This window comes from Clostridium sp. TW13, assembly GCF_024345225.1.
Lineage (GTDB): Bacteria > Bacillota > Clostridia > Clostridiales > Clostridiaceae > Inconstantimicrobium > Inconstantimicrobium mannanitabidum.
On the sequence record NZ_BROD01000001.1, the window covers coordinates 3,310,493 to 3,332,517 of the forward strand.

14 protein-coding genes are annotated in these 22,025 nt (G+C 30.3%); all 14 read right to left on the reverse strand.

What is annotated here, in order from left to right; all coding sequences use genetic code 11:
- Positions 1–26 precede the first annotated feature (26 nt).
- Entirely contained in the window at positions 27–1,148 is a 1,122-nt protein-coding gene (locus OCU47_RS15435; protein WP_261829501.1) for a glycosyltransferase family 4 protein, read from the reverse strand.
- 17 nt (positions 1,149–1,165) lie between these two features.
- A complete protein-coding gene (locus tag OCU47_RS15440; protein ID WP_261829502.1) occupies positions 1,166–2,485 on the reverse strand; it encodes a UDP-glucose dehydrogenase family protein in 1,320 nt (439 codons plus the stop codon).
- A 155-nt stretch (positions 2,486–2,640) separates the two neighbouring features.
- Positions 2,641–3,789 carry a beta 1-4 rhamnosyltransferase Cps2T gene (cps2T, locus tag OCU47_RS15445; protein ID WP_261829503.1) on the reverse strand — a complete coding sequence of 383 codons (1,149 nt, stop codon included), beginning with the start codon at positions 3,787–3,789 and terminating at the stop codon, positions 2,641–2,643.
- Between the two features lie 416 nt (positions 3,790–4,205).
- Positions 4,206–4,787 (reverse strand): sigma-70 family RNA polymerase sigma factor, encoded by a 582-nt coding sequence (locus OCU47_RS15450; RefSeq protein WP_261829504.1) that lies wholly within the window; start codon positions 4,785–4,787, stop codon positions 4,206–4,208.
- Between the two features lie 303 nt (positions 4,788–5,090).
- Positions 5,091–5,489, reverse strand: coding sequence for a glycerol-3-phosphate cytidylyltransferase (gene tagD / locus OCU47_RS15455; protein WP_261829505.1), 399 nt, complete (start codon positions 5,487–5,489; stop codon positions 5,091–5,093).
- A 261-nt stretch (positions 5,490–5,750) separates the two neighbouring features.
- A complete protein-coding gene (locus tag OCU47_RS15460) occupies positions 5,751–6,512 on the reverse strand; it encodes a phosphocholine cytidylyltransferase family protein (RefSeq protein ID WP_261829506.1) in 762 nt (253 codons plus the stop codon).
- A gap of 1 nt (position 6,513) precedes the next feature.
- A complete protein-coding gene (locus OCU47_RS15465) occupies positions 6,514–7,611 on the reverse strand; it encodes a pyridoxal-phosphate-dependent aminotransferase family protein (RefSeq protein WP_261829507.1) in 1,098 nt (365 codons plus the stop codon).
- Positions 7,612–7,858: 247 nt separating this feature from the next.
- Positions 7,859–8,962, reverse strand: a complete 1,104-nt coding sequence (gene glf / locus OCU47_RS15470; protein WP_261829508.1) for a UDP-galactopyranose mutase — start codon at positions 8,960–8,962, stop codon at positions 7,859–7,861.
- 81 nt (positions 8,963–9,043) lie between these two features.
- Positions 9,044–9,847 carry a sugar-phosphatase gene (gene yidA, locus OCU47_RS15475; protein ID WP_261829509.1) on the reverse strand — a complete coding sequence of 268 codons (804 nt, stop codon included), beginning with the start codon at positions 9,845–9,847 and terminating at the stop codon, positions 9,044–9,046.
- Between the two features lie 682 nt (positions 9,848–10,529).
- Entirely contained in the window at positions 10,530–12,656 is a 2,127-nt protein-coding gene (locus OCU47_RS15480; RefSeq protein WP_261829510.1) for a methyl-accepting chemotaxis protein, read from the reverse strand.
- A gap of 123 nt (positions 12,657–12,779) precedes the next feature.
- Entirely contained in the window at positions 12,780–14,651 is a 1,872-nt protein-coding gene (locus OCU47_RS15485) for an alpha amylase N-terminal ig-like domain-containing protein (protein WP_261829511.1), read from the reverse strand.
- Between the two features lie 144 nt (positions 14,652–14,795).
- The gene (locus OCU47_RS15490) at positions 14,796–16,148 is read right to left on the reverse strand and encodes an alpha-amylase family glycosyl hydrolase (RefSeq protein WP_261829512.1); all 1,353 of its coding nucleotides are present in this window, start codon (positions 16,146–16,148) and stop codon (positions 14,796–14,798) included.
- Positions 16,149–16,700: 552 nt separating this feature from the next.
- A complete protein-coding gene (locus OCU47_RS15495) occupies positions 16,701–18,959 on the reverse strand; it encodes an alpha-amylase family glycosyl hydrolase (RefSeq protein WP_261829513.1) in 2,259 nt (752 codons plus the stop codon).
- Between the two features lie 683 nt (positions 18,960–19,642).
- Entirely contained in the window at positions 19,643–21,907 is a 2,265-nt protein-coding gene (locus OCU47_RS15500; protein ID WP_261829514.1) for an alpha-amylase family glycosyl hydrolase, read from the reverse strand.
- Positions 21,908–22,025: the final 118 nt, after the last annotated feature.

Below are 22,025 nucleotides of genomic sequence, written 5' to 3' on the forward strand. Positions count from 1 at the left end.
TCCTTTCAATTTAAAATATAATTATGTTATTTTTGCATTGTAAATTTATAAACATCCATAACTTTTTTAGCTGTAGTTTCCCACGAGAAAAGTTTTGCCCTTTTTAAGCCCTTTCCTCTAAGCTCATTTTTTAGTTGATTATCCATACACAAAGCTTCAATCTTGCTTACAATTTCTTCTTGGTTATATGGATCAATTAAAATTGCTGCATCATCTACAACTTCTGGCAATGATGTGGTATTAGAAGTTATTACAGGAGTTCCGCATGCCATTGCTTCTATTACAGGTAAACCAAATCCTTCAAAAATTGATGGATATATAAATACATCTGCACCATTATATAGTCTTACTAAATCTTCCTCAGATACATAATCTGTTAATATAATATCATCAGATAAATTATGACTATTTAAAGTTGAAAAAATAGCATCATATTTCCAAGCTTTTTTCCCAACAATGACCAATTTGTGCTTAAAATTTATATCACTACTTTTTATCTTTACATAAGAATTAATTAATGTAACTAAGTTCTTACGTGGTTGCAAATTACCAACTGCTAAAATATAAGGAGCGTCAATTTTAAATTTTTCTTTTGCCTGCTCTACATCTTTATCTTCTAACTCTCTAAATATACCTGATGGAGCAAGATATGTAACATGCACCTTATTGTCATTCACGCCAAATTGCTTAACAATATCTTGCTTAGAATATTCAGAAACAGTTAGAATACTATCAGCTCTTTTAGCCGCATTACGTATCCATAACCTATTTCTGATTAACTCCATTGTATTAAAACATTCCGGATAATGTATAAAAGATACATCATGAATTGTAACTACTAGCTTACAATTTTTGATTATTGGTGAATAATATTGAGTATGTAAAACATCTATACTATAAGATTTAACTATTTTCGCCATTTCATATCCATATCTCTTTATTGGATTTTTATACTTGAACATGATCGTCTTTACGTTTTTTATATTCTTTGCATCTATTCTTTTCTTTTCCTCTTCACTATCAAGCAAAATAAATAACTCATCAGTATCCCCTAGATTCTTATAAATGTTATCTATTATATTTCTATAATAAGTTTCATTTCCTCCAGATCTGTCTCCTAGCACATGTGCATCAATACATACTTTCATAACGTCTATCCCTTCTCTTAATTCATCTTATTTTGCACCACTTCTTTTCTTCCAATTGAATAATAATCAATTCCACTTTCAGCAGCATCTTGTACTTTGTAACAATTTCTTCCATCAAAAATAACTGGTGTCTTCATTAGTTCTTTATATGTAGCTAGGCTAATTTGTTTGATTTCTTCCCATTCTGTGAATATAAACACTAAATCTGCATCTTTTAAAGCTTCTTTCGGAGTATTTACATATGAAACTTCATTAGGAAACAACTTCTTGAAATTATCTTCCCCAACAGGATCATAAACCACAATTTCAGCCTTTTCTTCTAATAATCTTCTTATATTAGGTATTGAAGGTGCTTCTCTTAAATCATCTGTACCTGGTTTAAAAGTAAGACCTAATACTGCAACTTTCTTTCCTTTTAGGCTTCCAAATCTCTCCTTAGATTTTCTGAACAATTTATATTTTTGGTTCTCATTTACTTCAATAGTGGCCTTTATTGTCTTAATCTCATATCCATTATCATTAGCTAGCCAGTGTAATGCCTTTGTATCCTTAGGAAAACATGAACCACCATATCCTAAACCTGCCTGTAAGAATTTATCTCCTATTCTTGCATCATAGCTCATTCCTTTTGTTACATCTTCTATATCCGCTCCAACTATCTCGCAGAAATTAGCTATTTCATTAATAAAAGAAATTTTCAAGGCTAAAAAGTCATTTGAAGCATACTTAATCATTTCAGCGCTTCTTCTATTTGTAACTACAATAGGTTGATTGAATCTTTCGTAAACTTCTCTTAATTTATACTCAGCATCTTTTGATTCAACACCTATTACAATTCTTTTTGCATAAAGAGTGTCTTTAATAGCCGTTCCTTGAGAAAGAAATTCTGGATTTGAAGCCACTTCTATATTGACATTATGTTTTACTCTTTCTTTAAGGAATTCTTCTACTTTATCATTAGTTCCAATAGGAACTGTTGATTTTACTACAACTAGACAATCCTTTTGAACATTTTCTGATATCTGCTCACATACTGTAAAAACATAATCTAAGTTAGCTGAACCATCCTCTCTTTCTGGTGTACCTACTCCTATAAAAACTATATCCGCATCCTTGTATGCATCTACATAATTAGTAGTAAAATTTAACCTTCCACATTTATAATTTTTTGCCATAAGCTCATCTAGCCCTGGCTCATAAATTGGTGAAATTCCATTTTTCATAGTTTGAACTTTTTTTTCATCAATATCTACACATATAACGTTTAATCCCAGCTCTGATAAACAAACTCCTGTTACCAATCCCACATATCCAGTTCCTGCCACTGCTATTTTCATAATTTTCCCCCTATCATATTATTTTAAGTTTCTATGCTATAAAACATTATAACTTAGCTTATAATATACACTATTCAGCTCTATAATTTAACTTATTTTTCCAATAAGAACTTTAAATCTTTAATTTATATATGTATTACAAAAATCATGTTTTTTTATAAAAATTGCTTTTCATATTCTTTAACTATATAGTTCCAAGAATAATGATTTAAAATACGTGCCTTTGCTTTTTTCTCCAAGGCATCTATTAATTCTATATCATACATATCAACTTCATTGATAAGTTTTCCCAAATTTCCTGGTTCCTTCGTAAAATATACAGCTCCATCTCTACCTACTTCCCTATTGAATACTACATCTAAAAGCAAATTAATTCTTGTACTCGCTAACGCTTCCAGTAACGATGGGTTTGTTCCTCCAACTTCATGGCCATGAATATATGCATAAGCATTATCTCTTATTTCTTTTAAAAGTTTTTCATCATAAACTGTTCCAACAAACTTAATTCTTGAATCTTTATCAAAGGCTGTTCTTAGAACTAAATCATCATAAAACTTATTTTTCTCCACATTTGTGATAATAATCAAATCCTTGTCAGAGTTTGACCTCATAAATTCACTTATCATAGTTTCATAATTGTTTTCAGGCACAAATCTACCAACTATAAGATAATATTCTCCTTTTTTAACTGATTTCTCATTATACCATCTTATTGCTTCAGCACTCAATTTTTCATTTTTCTCTTCAACATCTGAACCATAAGCTATAAAAGTAGTCTTTGGATTGAACTCTCTGTATTCTTTTTTAATATAATCTTGAATTCCAACTGAATCACAAATAACTAAATCCGCATGCTTAACCATAAGCTTTTCACTTACTTTCCAATACTTTTTAATAGCTGCATTCCACTTGCTTCTCATCCATTCATGCCCATCTGGATTTATGTACACTGTCACTCCAAGCCTTTGAAGTTTTTTCTTGTAATGCTTCATAAAGGGTCCTATTCTGCACGCTAAGATATACAAAATAGCATCTTTAATATTGTTTTCCTCTATATACTTGCAAACACACTTTATAGAATTTATATCATATAAAATAGCTTTAGCATTACCTATATTGGTGACCTTTACGTTAAAACATCTAGCTCCATTAACTTCAAATTCCTTATCATCATTTGCCATGCATGCAACGTGATATTTGATTTCCTTGGAAATCTTTTTTTCTGTTAACTTATGAACAAAAGTCTCATAGCCGCCATAATTTGCAGGTATCCCTTTAGATCCAATAATAAAAACGTTTTTCATTTTTTTCTCCTATTTACTTATATATTTAAAAGTTGTGATAGATTTAATGTACCCCTTACCTCAACTTTTTATTAATTTATCTTTTTATAATTTTTACATTTTCACCTGTTTTCAACATTTTTCTTTTCATTTCTCATTAAAGCGCCGGATTTTAATTTCAGTTTTTTAATCCAGTTAAAGTATATTTTAATTTCAAACTTTCGTCAATTGTTTTTTTAAATCAATTTCTCATTGCATTTATCCATTTACTTCTTATAGCTTATACAAATCCTTTCTTCTAGAAATTAAAGTCGTACAAGTAATTCTTTTTCACATAAAATAAAAAAGAGGTGTCATGTAAAGACACACTCATTTTTAATTACTCTATTTACTATAAACTTGATTTTTCCATGTAATCTTATTGTTGAACTTTAATACTATTCTAGTTCCTTCATCCCCTTCTTTAACTTTTTAATTATTCTATCTCTCATAGATATGCAAGATGAATACTTTATTCCATACTTTTCTGAATATGCTTTTATTCCCCCATGCTTCATCATATATATATAAATAATAAAGTTTTTTTCTTCCTTTGTTAACAATCCTAATGTTTCCCTCAATTCAATCAATTGTGTTTTTAGTATACACTCATCTTCTAGTGTCTCATCACTAAATAGTGTTTCAATGATTTCCATTCCATTTTCATCTGTACGATTTAAGCTAAGTTCCTCACTTTTCTTATATTCTTTTCTTAATAGAGATCCGTAATTGTTTTTTATAGCAAGAGCTGCATAGCCAAAAAAATTTGTATATCGTTTCAAATCATAGCTATCAATAGCTTTAAGCACTGACACTACACCCAGTTGTACTAAATCTTCTTCAGTGTAACAGTGAATAAAATAACTCTTTGCTACTTTTCTAATATATGGAGTCATTTTCTCGATGATCAATAACTTTGCTTTCTCATCATTCTCTTTAGCTTTCTTAATCAATTCATTTTCAACATTTTTTGATTCCATTTATCTCTCTCCTAGATTTTTTTAATCATTATTCCACAATTATACATTTACCTTTTTTTAACTGTCAATATTGCTCTTGTTTATTTTTCAATTTGTTTATTTATTTTACATTCTGTACATCTATTTTTATACTTACATATTTTATAAGTACACATTTTTTATGCATCTGCCTTTTCGAAATGAATGTGAGAAAAACTTGGCAGGTGACTATAATTTTCTAAAGAATAAAAAAAAACTATTTTTCAAAACAACTTTATTACTGTTTTGAAAAATAGTTTTTAAATTATTACATATTTAAGATTCTTACGAATCCAAAAAGTCAGATAAATCTTCTTTTATTTGAGTAGTAGATATTCCTTCAGTTCTTGGTAAATATATAACTTCACAGTATTCCTTTAAATAATCAAATTTACCCTTCCAATCATCACCCATAACTACTGTATCTATATGGTACCTCTTTATATCATCAACTTTTTGTTCCCAAGTTTGCTCCGGTATAACTAAGTCTACATATCTTACGGACTCAATCATAGCTTTTCTTTCTTCATATGTAAAATATGCTTTTTTATCCTTAATTGCATTAAACTCATCTGTAGACACAGCTACGATAAGATAATCACCTAAATCTTTTGCTCTTCTTAATATATTAATATGACCATTATGCAATAAATCAAAAGTACCATAGGTTAAAACTCTTTTCATCTTTTGACCTCCCAGACATTGTCCTAATTCCCCGTGCAAATTTTACCTACTTTTAACACTTTAATAATTATATCACAAACTGCATGCAAAATAAAAGTGAATTTAGTATAAATATTCGTTAGAAAGTTATTAACGCTTATTAGGCTTCTTCAAAAAATAACAAGTTCAAATATTCGTCACATATAAACTTATTGATTTTTTCAAGATGCCGCTACTCAAACCCACTCTATTTATATATATTATAATCCTTTTATAATTATTTTAAACTATATCTCCAGCTGAAGATTCATGCTTACATACATCTATATTAAACTTCATGTCATAATTTCTAAATTTTAGTATTCTTTCATAATCCTCTATATAATCTACTTCCGCCCAGAACTTACCTGCTACATCTCTAACATAGATATCATTATCTTTGCTTAATTCATATAGAGCATTTTCCCACCATAAAGAATGTTGTTGTGCTTCTATCATATTATCTAAACTACTCTTGAAGGTATCGATAAATTCTCTGCCAATCCTTGCTATACCAATGTACTCTCCTGAAACATCTTTTCCAGATAGCTCTTTTCCATACTTTTTCAATATATTATCTTCATAATAGAACTTATAGTCTGCCTGTTCCTTTCTTGATGAATCTGAGAAAAGAACTGGGCTTACTTTTTCATTCAAGATATCATCTAATAATGAATTTTCTATAAATACATCCCCATTCATTATAATTATGTCATCATCATTTTTTATAAATCTATCTGCAAACCATGCTGATGCTATACTATTAGTTACATCAAAAAACGGATTATAAAAGAAAGAAACCTGATGTTCTCTCAATATTTCCCTTACAGCCTTTTGATTGTATCCAACTATAATACCAATCTCGTTAATTCCTGCTTTTCTAAGTTGTTTAACTGTGTGCTCTATTAAAGTCTCTCCACCAATATCCACAGTACATTTTGGTCTCCCTGATAAATATCTGCTTATTCTAGTACCTCTACCTGCTGCTAATATCAATGCTCTCATATTATAACATACCCCTTTTATACATATCTTTTAAAACTTCAATTAATTTATCGTTATACTCTATCTTTAAATCCCCTATATGACCCACTCTAAATAAAGTATCTCTAAGTTCTCCACCATTTGGACAAACAAATATGTTGCAATTATCTTTAATATATTCAAATATATCATGAGCTCCCATCTTACCAAGTGGTTTTAATGGAGTCACTGCATTAGATAAATTTTCACTTACTATTTCAAATGGTAACTCTTTTATTTTATTTCTAAAATCTTCAGCTAATGCTCTACTTCTATTGATATAGGTCTCTACCCCTACTTCAGCTATATCTTTAAGTTTTGCATTTAATTGAATTAATATACCTACTGCTGGAGTAAATGGAGTTTGTCCTCTCTCTCCATTTGATAGATAGCTCTTCAAATTAAAATACATGCTCTTTACATTATTCTCTTCTATTCTCTTTACTGCTCTTTCATTTACAACTATTATAGAAACTCCTGGTGGAAGGGCTATAGCCTTTTGAGATGCTATTATAGTGACATCTATATGACACTTATCCATCTCATATTTATCAGCTATAAATGAGCTTATAGAGTCTACAATAAGGAATATATTTTGTTCCTTGCAAAATTCTCCTATCAACTCTAAATCATAAAGTACTCCTGTAGATGTTTCATGAGCATTAACTAGGAATGCTGTAAATCCCTTATCTCTATATTGCTCTAAATGTTCCTTTGTTAGCTTATGACCACATTCAAGTCTAATTACTTCATGTGGTATCTCATGAATTTCACATAATTCTTCAAATCTATGTCCAAAACTACCACCATTAACTACTAATACCTTATCATCTTTACTTAATGTATTCATTACAGTAGCTTCCATAGCTCCTGTTCCTGAAGCTGTTAGGAATATGACCCTGGATTTCTCTTCTGTTTTTATTATTTCCTTTATTAATCTTTCACTTTCTAAAGTTATATAGGAAAATTCATCTGTTCTAAAATAAGGAATCTGCTGTTCCCCTATTTTTCTAATCTTATCATCCATCATCACAGGTCCAACCGTAAAATTCAAGTAATCCTTATGATCTAATTTTTCCATTTTTCCTCCCTATATAGTACTTTACCAAGCATTATTGATTAATTTCTTTCATCATTAACTTCTATTTTATCACATAAAAAAACAAAAAGTTTACAATGTATTAATTTGTATCGATATTGTAAACTTTTTGTAATATTTATTTTTTATTTCTTTTCACATCTATTATCTATTGCTTTTTAAATCCTGAACGCATTAACTTCTGGCTAACTTTTATTGCCTCTATTTTCAATATTGAACTTATTAACGATTAATAAAATTCATCTTTAACACATTTTAAAGCTTGCTCAATCACATTATGCATATCATAATATTTATACTCACCAAGTCTTCCTCCAAAAATAACTTTAGGTTCTTTACCTGCTAATTCTTTATAATTAGCATAAATTAAATTATTTTTATCATTATTAACAGGATAATATGGTTCATCCCCCTTGTTCCAATTCGCAGGATATTCTTTTGTAATAACTGTTTTAGGTTGAGTTCCATATTCAAAGTGTTTATGTTCTATTATTCGTGTATAAGGTATCTCATATTCAGTATAATTCACCACTGCATTGCCTTGATAATTTTCTTCATCTAGTATTTCATGCTCAAATCTTAAACTTCTATATTCTAGGGCACCAAACTTGTAATCATAAAATTCATCTATCATTCCTGTAAATATTATTTTATCAGCCATTGCTTCAAGTTCTGCTCTTTGCTTGAAGAAATCAGTTTCAATTTTAACTTCAATTCCATCCAGCATCTTTTCAATTATCTTAGTATAACCTCCTATAGGAATTCCCTGATACTTATCGTTGAAATAGTTATTATCGTAAGTAAATCTTACAGGAAGTCTATTTATTATAAATGCAGGAAGTTCTGTGGCTCTTTGCCCCCATTGCTTTTCTGTATATCCTTTTATAAGTTTCTCATAAATATCTTTACCTATAAGTTTTATTGCCTGCTCTTCAAGATTTTTAGGCGTCACTATATTGCTTTCAGCCATTTGTTCTGCAATTTTAGTCTTAGCTTCTTTTGGAGTTTTTACACCCCAAAGCTTATTAAAAGTGTTCATATTAAATGGCAGATTATATAATTCATCTTTATAAATTGCAACTGGTGAATTTGTATACCTGTTAAATTCTGCAAATTGATTTATATAATCCCAAACTTCCTTATTGCTTGTATGAAATATATGTGCACCATATTCATGAACGTTGATTCCTTCTACCTCTTTGCAATAAATATTACCTGCTACATGATTTCTTTTGTCTATTACTAAACACTTTTTCCCTACTTTTTTAGCTTCGTAAGCGAATATTGCTCCAAAAAGCCCGGCTCCAACTATTAAATAATCATACTCTTTCATAAGCTACTTCTCCTATATAAAACTACTTTGTATACACCTAATGCTCTATTTTTAATAACTCTACTTTAAATATACTACATTTTATTTAAGCATAAATTTTTCAATAACTTCTGCAACTCCATCATCTTCATTAGAAGCTGTTGTGTAATCTGCTATTTTCTTCACTTCAGGAAAGGCATTGCCCATTGCTACCCCAAGTCCTGCATATTCTATCATATGTATATCATTTCCTGCATCTCCTACACATATAACCTCATCTCTTTTAATTCCAAGATGTTTTGCAAGCATTTCAACACCTGTACCTTTGTTAGCATATTTGCTTAAATATTCTGTGAAGAAAGGTGCGCTTCTTACCACTGTGTATTTTTCATAAACTTCTTGTGGCAATTTCTTTATAGCTTCATCTAGTATTTCTTCTTCATCAACTAACATTATTTTGACGATTTCTTCATCATCAGATACTATATTATAATCAATTTCTAGTACTGGTATACCATTGATTTTACCTTCATGCTCTGAATATGTACTCATTTTTGGAGTGATGCAGCCATCTTTTGAGAAAGCATGAATATTTACTCCTAGTTCCTTGCTTATATTATATAAATAGTGAAGATCTTTACCTGTTAATGTATTTCTTGAAATAACCTCTCTACTTTTTGCATGTTGAACAATTGCACCATTAAAACTTATTACATAATCTTCTTCACTGGTCATTCCAAGTTCCTCAAGATATCTATTTATCCCCTCTATTGGTCTTCCTGAACATAACACCACATACTTCCCTTGACTTCTGGCATTTTCTATAGCTTTCTTTGTTCTCTCTGATACTATTTTATCCTCTGTTAATAATGTCCCATCCATATCTAATGCAATTAATTTGTACATCTAAATTTCCTCCAATTCGACTATATTTTCATTTACTTCTGTTTAACTGCTATATTCAATTCTAATTAGTTTACTAAATGTGAATTCTAATTTACTTGCTAAGTATAAGTTGTATACAATTTATGAATATTATTATTTTATAAATAAAGCATATAAGTTAATGTCTATTATATAAGTCTATATTAACATTTTTCTTGAATTTATGAAAACTTATATTACAAAAATCCATAAAAATATACGCTTCCTCATCATTAGTTTTTTGCATTAAGGACATTATATATTTGTTCTTATTAGTCTCCATGTAGAACTATTCCACTTAAATGTTGGTAGAAATTTGTCTGATTCAGTAAGCTTGTCTATTGACTCTTTTCGTCATTATTCTACCAACTTTTAGATGGAATAACCACACACACATCTATTTAAACACTTATATTCATCTCATGCCAATCATTCACAAACTTATATAAAAAAGATTTATTTGTTTTTATCCGATAGCTAGCATCCGTAACACTCCAACTTGTTTAAGTTGGAGATAACGGCTGCACGCTCCTGGATAAGTTCAGCTAAGATTCAGATGGGGATCAACCCCCACCTGAATCAAGTTTCACTTGATATTGCTTAACATAAGAGGTATATACTCTTAGTAGAATATATACCTCTGAAATCTCTCAAAATGTATTTGTTAAAATTTTATTTTATCCATAATCTCAATTAAGTTAGTAGATTGTGAATTGAATCTTTCCGCTAATTCTCTAACTTTACTTATATCTCTTGCCTCTTGCTGAATTAATGCAGCAACTTCTTCAGTTGAAGCTGTATTTTCCTCAGAGATAGACGCTATACTTTCAACTGCTACAGTCAATATATCCTTAGTCGATTCTACATTTTTAACTGAATTTAAAGCTATTTCTATAGTACTTGCAACTTCATTAAAGGAATCAGCCACAGCATTAAAAGATTTAATACTATACTGAACTTGCTCTTTCTCCTTTTCAAAAATCTTCATAGCATTATCAGAGATATCCATAGATTGATTAATCTTTCCGTTTACTTCTTTTATAATACTTTCAATCTCTTTAGATGAATTATAAGATTGCTCTGCCAACTTTTTAATTTGATTTGCAACCACTGAAAATCCTCTTCCTGCTTCCCCAGCTCTAGCAGCTTCTATAGATGCATTAAGAGCAAGGAGATTAGTTTCATTTGCAATTGCATTTATATCTTTTAAAATTCCTAAAATCAACTTGGTACTACCATTTAAGTTGCTTATTGTGTTTGCTACCTTTTCCATTGCTTCTGCATTATCAGAAGATGTCTTTCTTAATTCATCTATTTCTTGTGAACTTACATTTATCTGCTCTATTGTATTTTCTTTTGCAGTAGATACCTTATTTAATAATTCAATGGCAGATGATATCTCTTCATTAATATCATTAGAAATACCTGCACAATTCATAGTATCTGATGCTTGCTTACTGGAACCATCAGATATATCACTTATATTGGCAACTACAAGTTCTGATTTTTCATTAATTTGTTTAGTAAAGTCTAACAGTTCTTTTGCACCAGAACTTGATTCTTCTGCTAAATTAGCTGTAGCTACAAATACATCTTTCAAACTATGTGTCATATTATTAAAATTATCTGATAGAGTGTTTAATTCCTTAATTGAATATTTTTGATTATTGTCTGTTGAGAAATCACCTGAAGCTAAATTCTTCGTTTTTTCAATAAAGTTTTTAATTGGATTTGATACCTGCAATGAAACTATAGTTGATACTAACATACAAACTATAAGAGTTAAAATTAATACTATTATAGAAAACTTACCTATGCTAAAAGCTGAACTAAGTATGCTACTGTTTGGTATCATTGCTATGTAAGTCCATCCATTTGAATCAAGAGCTGAATATATTATATAATGTTTTTTTCCAGATACATCTGTATAAAAGTCTCCACTCTTTCCTAAAGATATCTTAGAAATAAAGTCTGTTTTAAACTCATCTCCAACAGCATAACTTCCAGTACTACTAATAACTTTCTTATTAGAATCTATTATCACAATTTTAGAATCTTTACCTATATCCATATTCTTTAAGGATTTATCAAAAATATCATCTGCTACGTGTATTTTCAACACTCCCATTGGAGTTTTATTATCAGCATTGTACGCCTGTCTAATATAGCACAAACTTTTCTTACCATTTTCATCAAATATCCTCCAAGAGCCATCACTAGGATCTTGCATTGCCTTTGTGTACCAATCTTCTTTTTGCACTTTAACTGCAAGATCTTTTTGAGCATTATATGCATCCACTTCAGTACTCACTACTCCAGTTGCAGTATAAAGTTCAATCGAACCTATTAATGTTTTATCTGTTCCTAAGAAACTAGTTATAACAGTCTTAGCTTGTTGATATCTTTTTACTCTATCATTTTCATCCTGATAACTGATTGCTACGTTATTAGTTATCTCAGGATTACTCATAATTTGATAAGCAGTTTGCATTACTGTTTCATTGACTAGTTCTACATAATTTTTATTTTGAGTTAAAGTTTCATCTGTAGATTTTTTAAAATCTGCCGTTGTATTTTTATCTACTACAACAAAATTTAGTGCTGTCATTACAACCATTGCACATAATATAACTAGAGAAAAAGTAAGAACTAATTTTCTTAATAAACTATGCTTTGTTTTTAAATCAGATAATACTCTATTTTTCCCATGTTTCTTAGTTTCACGTCTAAAATGTTTCTTTGATTTTTTGTCATCCTTTAACTTCTTTTCTAATTTTGATTTATTAGCCATAATACCACTTCACTCTCCCATTATGATTTAGTAGAAACCACCAAAATCCAACTATGTAGATATATTGGACTCCATTAATTAATGGAGTCCATATATGCTAAAATACACTTTAAAACAATTGTTTTATTTTAAATTAACCTTAATTAACAAACTTTCTTTAGGCTCTATGCTTAAAACTAATATATTATTGCTTACTTCATAAGCTAGCTCTTTTTTATTTAATATATCTACTTTACAAATTTCACCTATAGCCTCTAATTCTAGATTAATTTCTGTTTTTTCGTTTTCTTGTGAGTTCACAAATATAATAGCTTCCTCATCATTAAATCTACAATAAGAAGTTTTCTTCCCTTCATCTATTAAAAATTTAAAGCTTCCATCTATAAGAACCTTTTCTTGTTTTCTAAGAGAAATCATTGATTTGTATAGCGAAATTATATCCTTATCCCATTTTTCCTCATGCCATTCCATTGGATAACGACATCCTTGTCCAACATTTGTATGACCATCTAACATAACTTCATCCCCATAATATACACAAGGAGCTCCTCTAAAAGTAAACAACATCATTATCGCAGCCTTAACATCTTCTTTTTCTACATATGGAGAATTATGAAGCCTGTGTAAATCATGACTGCTTAATAAATTAAGTTGTAAAGTCTGAAGTTGATATGGTAACTTGCCGTAATGTCTAGACACCTCTTCCTCAAGTATCCTTCCATCTCCTGTGGTCATCTTTAAGCCTCCAACCTTCCAACTTAAAAACTTATCCATTTCACCTAAATATCTTCTAACTGGTCTCATGAAACCAAAATAGTTCATAGTTCCATCCCACATATCTCCTTGAAGATACTCGCTACAGTCTGTCCAGTGCTCTGCAACAATATAAGCTTCATCATTTACAGATTTAATTGACTTTCTAACATCTCTCCAAATTTCTTTATCCATCTTAACCTTGTGCATCTTCCCTACATTATGTCCCACATCAAGTCTCCATCCATCTATATTATAAGGTGGCTTTAACCAATGCTTTAAGACGCTATCTTCATCTTTATAAATAACATTTTGTACTTCTTCATTTGTATAATTTAATACTGGTAATGATCTCACTCCATTCCAATATTCAAAATCTCCATCTTCCTTTTCGTAATAATACTCTGGTTTTTCCTTGAACCAAGCATTAGTGTTTCCTGTATGATTTATTGATATATCTACGATAACCTTGATACCATTCTCATGTAACTTCTTAACTAAGCTCTGTAAAGCTTCATTACCTCCAAAATGTTTATCAACATTAAAGTAATCCTTACAATCATACTTATGGTTTGATACTGAATCAAAAATAGGATTTAAATATAGTGCAGTTACACCTAATTCTTTTAAATACTGTATCTTTTGTTCTACTCCTTGTAAATCACCACCATAAAAATCTAGACATCCATATTGTTCATATTCCCCAGGTGCTTGTCCCCATGGAATATGCTTTGAGTCAAAACCGTCATTGCTATACTCATTATCTTTTACATCACTCTCTAGATCCCCATTAAAAAATCTATCTACAAATATTTGATAGAACACAGCCTCTTTTACCCACTCTGATGTTTGAAAATCTGCTATGATTCTAAAATCATAATCCTCTGTTATGATATACTCTGTCAATCCAAGTTGATTATAAAAATAAGTTTTGTCTTCTGTTATTATAATAAAATGATAGTTTAATGTTGGTATATCTAATTTCACACTAACTTTATAGTATTGAAACTTACCTTCACTTTCTTCTTTTACTAACTCCATCAAGTTTAAAGTTTCTTCTCCATTTCTTAAATATCTAATATATACCTTTTCGATAGGAGAACCTTTTAACATTCTTATTTTAATTTCTACTATATCACCATACTTTGGGTTTTGATTATTGACAAACATATTAGTTCCATCGGAAAAAATACTATTTGTCCATTGAGTATTATCTGCTTTATTAACTATTGTTGTTTCCATATATATATCTCCTTAATTTAAATAAAATTTTTTTTGCAAATATCAATTAAACATTTAACCACCTATAGACTTAGATTTTAGGTACATTAATGTTATATTGTTTTAATTTTATATTAAGCATCTTCTGCTCAAATTTAGTAATATCTATTTTGTATATATCTTAAAACCCCAAGCTTCAAGATCCACACTTTGCTCTTTCTCCAAATCTACAGTTTGATCTGATTCAGAATCTTTATATTTTCCTTTTAAATTATCAAACTTTATTTTTGAATTAATCTTTTTATTTGTAAAATTGAACACCCCTATAACTGTATTACCATCCTTTTCCCTAACAATCGTAAATACATCTGCATTTGAACCTTCTAAATATGTGACTTTTTTATCTCCATCATAATTCCATAATGCTTTATTATCTTTTCTTAATTTATTAAGTTTCTTATATAAATCAGCCATATCTGATTTTTTCTCTTCTATTTGATCCTTTTCAAAGAACTTTAATCTCTTATTCATTCCAAATTCTTGAGCTGTATAAATTAATGGAACGCCAGGAACCACATACGTTAATGCTGCCATTGTCTTTACAGCACCACCTAATCTTTCATACTCTGTTCCATTCCAACTATTTTCATCATGATTGGATGTAAATAAAAGTGGATATGCACCTTTACTATAATCATCCTTTATTTTATCTATAGAAGATTCTAATGAAGCTACTGAACTAGAGTTTGCTGCAATACCATTCATAGTCTTATATAAATCAAATCCATAATTAGTATTGAAGGCTTTGTCTAAAAACTCTGGCTTAGTATCATCTTCTGCTAGCATATATACAGGCTTGATTTTGTCTAAAGCTGCTCTAGCTTCTTCCCAGAAATCTACTGGAACCCCTTCAGCATGATCACATCTAAATCCATCGATATTAATATCCTTTATCCAATATTCCATATCTTCTAACATAGTTTTTCTCATGTCTTTATTGTTGTAATTCAATTGTGCTACATCATCCCAATTAAGTCCTGGCGGAGAGACTATTTCACCTTTTTCATTTTGTAAATACCAGTCTTTATTTTTAATCCAAGGATTGTCCCATCCAGTGTGATTGGCTACCCAATCAATAATTACTTTAAATCCCATAGAGTGGCACTTATTAACTAATTCTTTAAAATCATCTATTGTACCAAATTCAGGGTTTACTTCTTTATAATTTTGTACTGCATAGTAAGATCCTAAAGTTCCCTGTCTCTTTTCCTTAGATATTGGATTAATAGGCATAAACCATAATGTATCTACACCTAGTTCCTTTAATCTAGACAAATGATTTTCAAACGCCTTGAATGTTCCCTCTTTTGTATACTGTCTCACATTAACCTCATAAATTGTGGTATTTTTCGCCCAATCTGGGCTTCTAAATTTACTAGTATCTTTCGAGGTATTAGCCTTACTTGAACAACCTGATAACAATAACAATACAGTCATTGCAGCAGAAATTATTTTCATTTTTAAATTAATTTTAATTTTGATCCCCTCCTACCATTAAAATAATTTAAACGATTATATTTTATTGTTCACTTGTAAATTATTTCTTTATTTACTTTATATATTACCACTCCTGTAAACATTGTCAATAAGTTGCATAGGCACTTGTCTCATAAAATATAACTATTAGGTATAATTATACTTTATTTTTTATCAATATAGTCTCTCATAATATTTTTTATATATGATATCTAAAAAATATTATTCATCAACACTGAAATTATGAAAAGTAACATATAGGTAAAAAGTAGGATGTACGAAAAAAAGAGGAATTTAAAAATTCACTGTAATTGTCAGTAAACAACGGAGAACTGCTAGTTATATACTCAAAAGTTTTATTTCTCTTAAAATTGATAAAAAAATGCATAGAGATTTTATAAAATTTAGATTGTTAAGCTACATCTAGCCTACTCATCTTATTAATTACATTAATCTCTATGCCAAATTGTGTATTTTGTCGATATCGTATATATAAATTATTTAATTATTAAAGGGAAAAATCATTACTGTCAACTACCAGTTAATAGTATAAGTTGGAGTATCACTAACCCCTTCACCATCTGTAGTTGATGTGAATGTTCTATTGTTACCTTGTTCCCAGTATACTTTTCCAGTTGAATCTACTTTTACAAATTTGAATTCAAAAGAAGTTCCCTTTGGTACACTTACTGGCAAGAAGAATGCTGGATAACTTGGACAGAACATTCCATCTTGTAATTTCATAGCCTTAGTTACATCCCAGTTGCCAAGCTCAGGTATATTACCAACTATATAAATATTATCTCCATAGTTTGTTGTGGCATTAGCATGGAATATAGTTTGAGTTTGATCTCCTGATAGGATAAAGTAACTTGCTGTATTGCTTGAAACTCCACCCTTAGTTACTTTTATTGTTGCATTTCCTGGAGTTGTACTTGGTACTGTTACCTTTAAAGTATCACTGCTTACAGAAAGAACTGGTGCAGCTACTCCATTAAATGTTACTGTTGTGCTTGAATCAAAGTTTTCTCCATAGATATATACTTGATTTCCAACTCTTCCTCTAGTTGAAACTACTGTTCCTATTCTTGGAGTTGAATCAGAAGCATTATATTGCCATACATCTACTTCGCTTGGATTTAAAGTTAATGAACCGATATTTCCACCACTTACAGAAATATTCTTACCACCAAGTAATCCTCCTAGATAGTCTGAATAAGTTCCATCAGGCATTGCAGTAGCTAAACTGCTTCCTATTGTAGTTGAATTTGTTGTTGATCTGTTCATTGCAACTATAGTAACGTCATTTCCAAACTGTCTCTTTTCTACTAAAACATTATCATCAGAATAAAGTATAGTAGTATTTCCATATGCTATTGCATTATTATCTTTTCTTAATTGAGCTAATTTTTGAATTACTTTAAATGGTGTAGTTGTTGTGCTGAAGTTACTTTCAGCTTGCATTAATACTCTTCCAGCATCAGATCCTAGTGCCTTACCTTGTAATTGATCTTCTGTACCATAGTAAAGGTTTGGAATTCCTCTAGATGTTAATAAAGCAACTAAACCTTCGCTAAAAATTCTTTGATTTTGTTGAACTCTACCAAATCTACTAACATCATGATTATCAATAAATGTAACTGCTTGTTCAGGGTTCTTATAATCACTTGATGTATACACTAGCATATTGGCAAAATCCTTCATAGTCTTTGAATAGTCACCAAAAGTAGTGTTTACTGATTGATAAAATTCAAAATCAAGATCATTTATTCCTGTTCTTTCAGGGAAAGATGCATAATGTGCATATTTTGCATCTGGTCTACCAATAAAGTATTCTCCAAATTGTGTTATAGGTCCTTTAGAATCACTGTTAAGCATATCACTAACACCTGACATAAATGCTGGATTTTGATGAAGTGTGGCATCATCTCTGAAGCCATCTATACCTTTTTGTTTCCAGAACATATATGCATTATCTAAATACTTAATTGTTAGTGGATTTTCTTGATTATAATCTGCTAAGTTAGCTAAATCCTTATATTGATATTCATAGAACGCTGTTTGATTATCAGCTCTGTTTCCATTATGATGGAAGAACATTTTACTATCATTCATTGGATCTGCAACTAGATTTCTTCCAACAGCTTCTCCTGTTGTACTATCAAACACATAGTTTCCATTTGCGTCCTTATTAGGTTCATATACCTTTCCGTCTGAAGCAGCAGTTCCTGTAGGTCCACTACTATGATTAGTTGCAAAATCTATTACTAACTTCATACCATTGCTATGAAGTGCATCCCTTAATCTTGCAAAATCAAGCATTGTTCCAAAGTGCTTATTTGTAGAGAAATAATCGCTTGCATGGAATCCATGATAAGCAGTGTATTCACCACTAATAGCACCTTCTCTGTTTTCATATGGTGGTGAAACCCATACTGCAGTTACTCCTAAGGTTTTTAAATAAGGTATCTTATTAATTATTCCTTGGAAGTCTCCTCCTTGGTACTTATTTAGATCAGTATCAGTTCCATCAAATTCGTCAGATGTAGAACCTGCTGGTCTATCATTACTTGTGTCTCCATTATAGAATCTGTCTGTAAGGATTTGATAAACAACATCCTTAGGTGTTACTGGTCCTAACGCATCAGCATTAACTGATGTAGTAGCTGCTTTAGCCACTATTGGCGCATTAAAGCTAGCTGAGAATTTTCTGTCATTAATAACAGAAGATAAAGTCATTACTACTGCCAATGTAGTACTTAAACAAATGGTCTTTTTTAAATTTTTATTCATAATATCCCCCCTATATTTGGTATATAAACGTTTTTATTCTGCAGTACAAGTTGTCGCTTTATTATAAACTCACAAGAACATACTCTAATTTTGGCATTAAATAGAACACATTCTAAGAGAATATACAACTTTGGATTTTCTCATATGCATTTTTACCAACACTTAACTCTTATATATTTAATACGGGTTTGATATGATTCTACTACACAAAAGTAAATAACATTTTGTGTTTATATTTACATATTATCACCTATGTAAACATTGTCAATACTAAAAACCCTTTTTCGAAACTTATTACCAAAGTGTAATAAATTTGCTATTTTTGTATTAATTAATCATATTATAGTTGCTTTAGTTAAAGAACTAATAATTCGTATTCTATTTTTAATCTTTTTTCTACTCTTTTTTACTTTTTTTGCGTTTTTTACTTGATAATCATTCATTTAAATGTTCTTTGCAAATGAATCTTACTTTATAAACTTTTTTCTCATTCCATAAAGTGCTATAAAGCAACACAAAATACTCTTTTGATTTATAAATCAAAAGAGTATGAAGACTATTGTATTACTTAAATTATAAAATGCTATAGCAATTTAACACTTTATTATACAAATCTTCATACTCTCTATTTTTACTTAACTGGTCTATTAAAATAATTAATTTAATTTTGGGGAAAAATTAATTTATTGTTGCCATGTAATATTGTAAGTTGGAGTATCACTAACTCCTTCACCATCTGTAGTTGATGTGAATGTTCTATTGTTACCTTGTTCCCAGTATACTTTTCCAGTTGAATCTACTTTTACAAATTTGAATTCAAAAGAAGTTCCCTTTGGTACACTTACTGGCAAGAAGAATGCTGGATAACTTGGACAGAACATTCCATCTTGTAATTTCATAGCCTTAGTTACATCCCAGTTGCCAAGCTCAGGTATATTACCAACTATATAAATACTGTCACCCCAGTTTGTTGTGGCATTAGCATGGAATATAGTTTGAGTTTGATCTCCTGATAGGATAAAGTAACTTGCTGTATTGCTTGAAACTCCACCCTTAGTTACTTTTATTGTTGCATTTCCTGGAGTTGTACTTGGTACTGTTACCTTTAAAGTATCACTGCTTACAGAAAGAACTGGTGCAGCTACTCCATTAAATGTTACTGTTGTGCTTGAATCAAAGTTTTCTCCATAGATATATACTTGATTTCCAACTCTTCCTCTAGTTGAAACTACTGTTCCTATTCTTGGAGTTGAATCAGAAGCATTATATTGCCATACATCTACTTCGCTTGGATTTAAAGTTAATGAACCGATATTTCCACCACTTACAGAAATATTCTTACCACCAAGTAATCCTCCTAGATAGTCTGAATAAGTTCCATCAGGCATTGCAGTAGCTAAACTGCTTCCTATTGTAGTTGAATTTGTTGTTGATCTGTTCATTGCAACTATAGTAACGTCATTTCCAAACTGTCTCTTTTCTACTAAAACATTATCATCAGAATAAAGTATAGTAGTATTTCCATATGCTATTGCATTATTATCTTTTCTTAATTGAGCTAATTTTTGAATTACTTTAAATGGTGTAGTTGTTGTGCTGAAGTTACTTTCAGCTTGCATTAACACTCTTCCAGCATCAGATCCTAGTGCCTTACCTTGTAATTGATCTTCTGTACCATAGTAAAGGTTTGGAATTCCTCTTGCTGTTAATAAAGCAACCAATGCTTCATTAAAGATTCTTTGATCTTGTTGAACTCTACCAAATCTACTAACATCGTGATTATCAATGAATGTAACTGCTTGTTCAGGATTCTTATAATCACTTGATGTATACACTAACATATTAGCAAAATCTTTCATAGTTTTAGTGTAGTTTCCAAATGTAGTATTTACTGATTGATAAAATTCAAAATCAAGATTGTTTATTGCTGTTCTTTCAGGGAAAGATGCATAGTGTGCATATTTTGCATCTGGTCTACCAATAAAGTATTCTCCAAATTGTGTTATAGGACCATTAGAATCACTATTAATCATATCACTAACATTTGCCATAAATGCTGGGTTTTGATGAAGTGTGGCATCATCTCTGAAACCATCTATACCTTTTTGTTTCCAGAACATATATGCTTTATCCAAATATTTAATTGTTAAAGGATTCTCATGATTAAAATCTGCCAAATTAGCTAAATCCTTATATTGATATTGGAAATAAGATGTCTCATTGTCAGCTCTATTTCCATTGTGATGGAAAAACATTTTACTATCATTCATTGGGTCTGCTACTAAGTTTCTTCCAACAGCTTCTCCTGTTGTACTATCAAATATATAGTTTCCGTTTGCATCCTTATTAGGTTCATATACTTTTCCGTCTGAAATAACAGTTCCTGTAGGTGCACTACTATGGTTAGTTGCAAAATCTATTACTAGCTTCATACCATTGCTATGAAGTGCATCCCTTAATCTTGCAAAATCAAGCATTGTTCCAAAGTGTTTGTTTGTAGAGAAATAATCGCTTGCATGGAATCCATGATAAGCAGTATACTCACCATTAAGAGCACCTTCCCTGTTTTCATATGGTGGTGAAATCCATACTGCAGTTACTCCTAAGGTTTTTAAATAAGGTATCTTATTAATTACGCCTTGGAAGTCTCCTCCTTGGTACTTATTTAGATCAGTATCAGTTCCATCAAATTCGTCAGATGTAGAACCTCCTGGTCTATCATTGCTTGTGTCTCCATTATAGAATCTGTCTGTAAGGATTTGATAAACAACATCCTTAGGTGTTACTGGCCCTAAAGCATCAGCATTAACTGATGTAGTAGCTGCCTTAGCTATCATTGAGTTACTAAAACTAGCGGAAATTTGTCTGTCACTAACCACTGATGTTAAAGTGATTACTACTGCCAATGTAGTACTTAAACAAATAGTCTTTCTTAGATTTTTGTTCATATTATCCCCCCTATATTTGGTATATAAACGTTTGCACCATGCAATACAAGCTGTCATTATATTTTTATAAACTCTAAAATGCACCTTAAATTTGGCATTAAATAAGACATATCCTAGA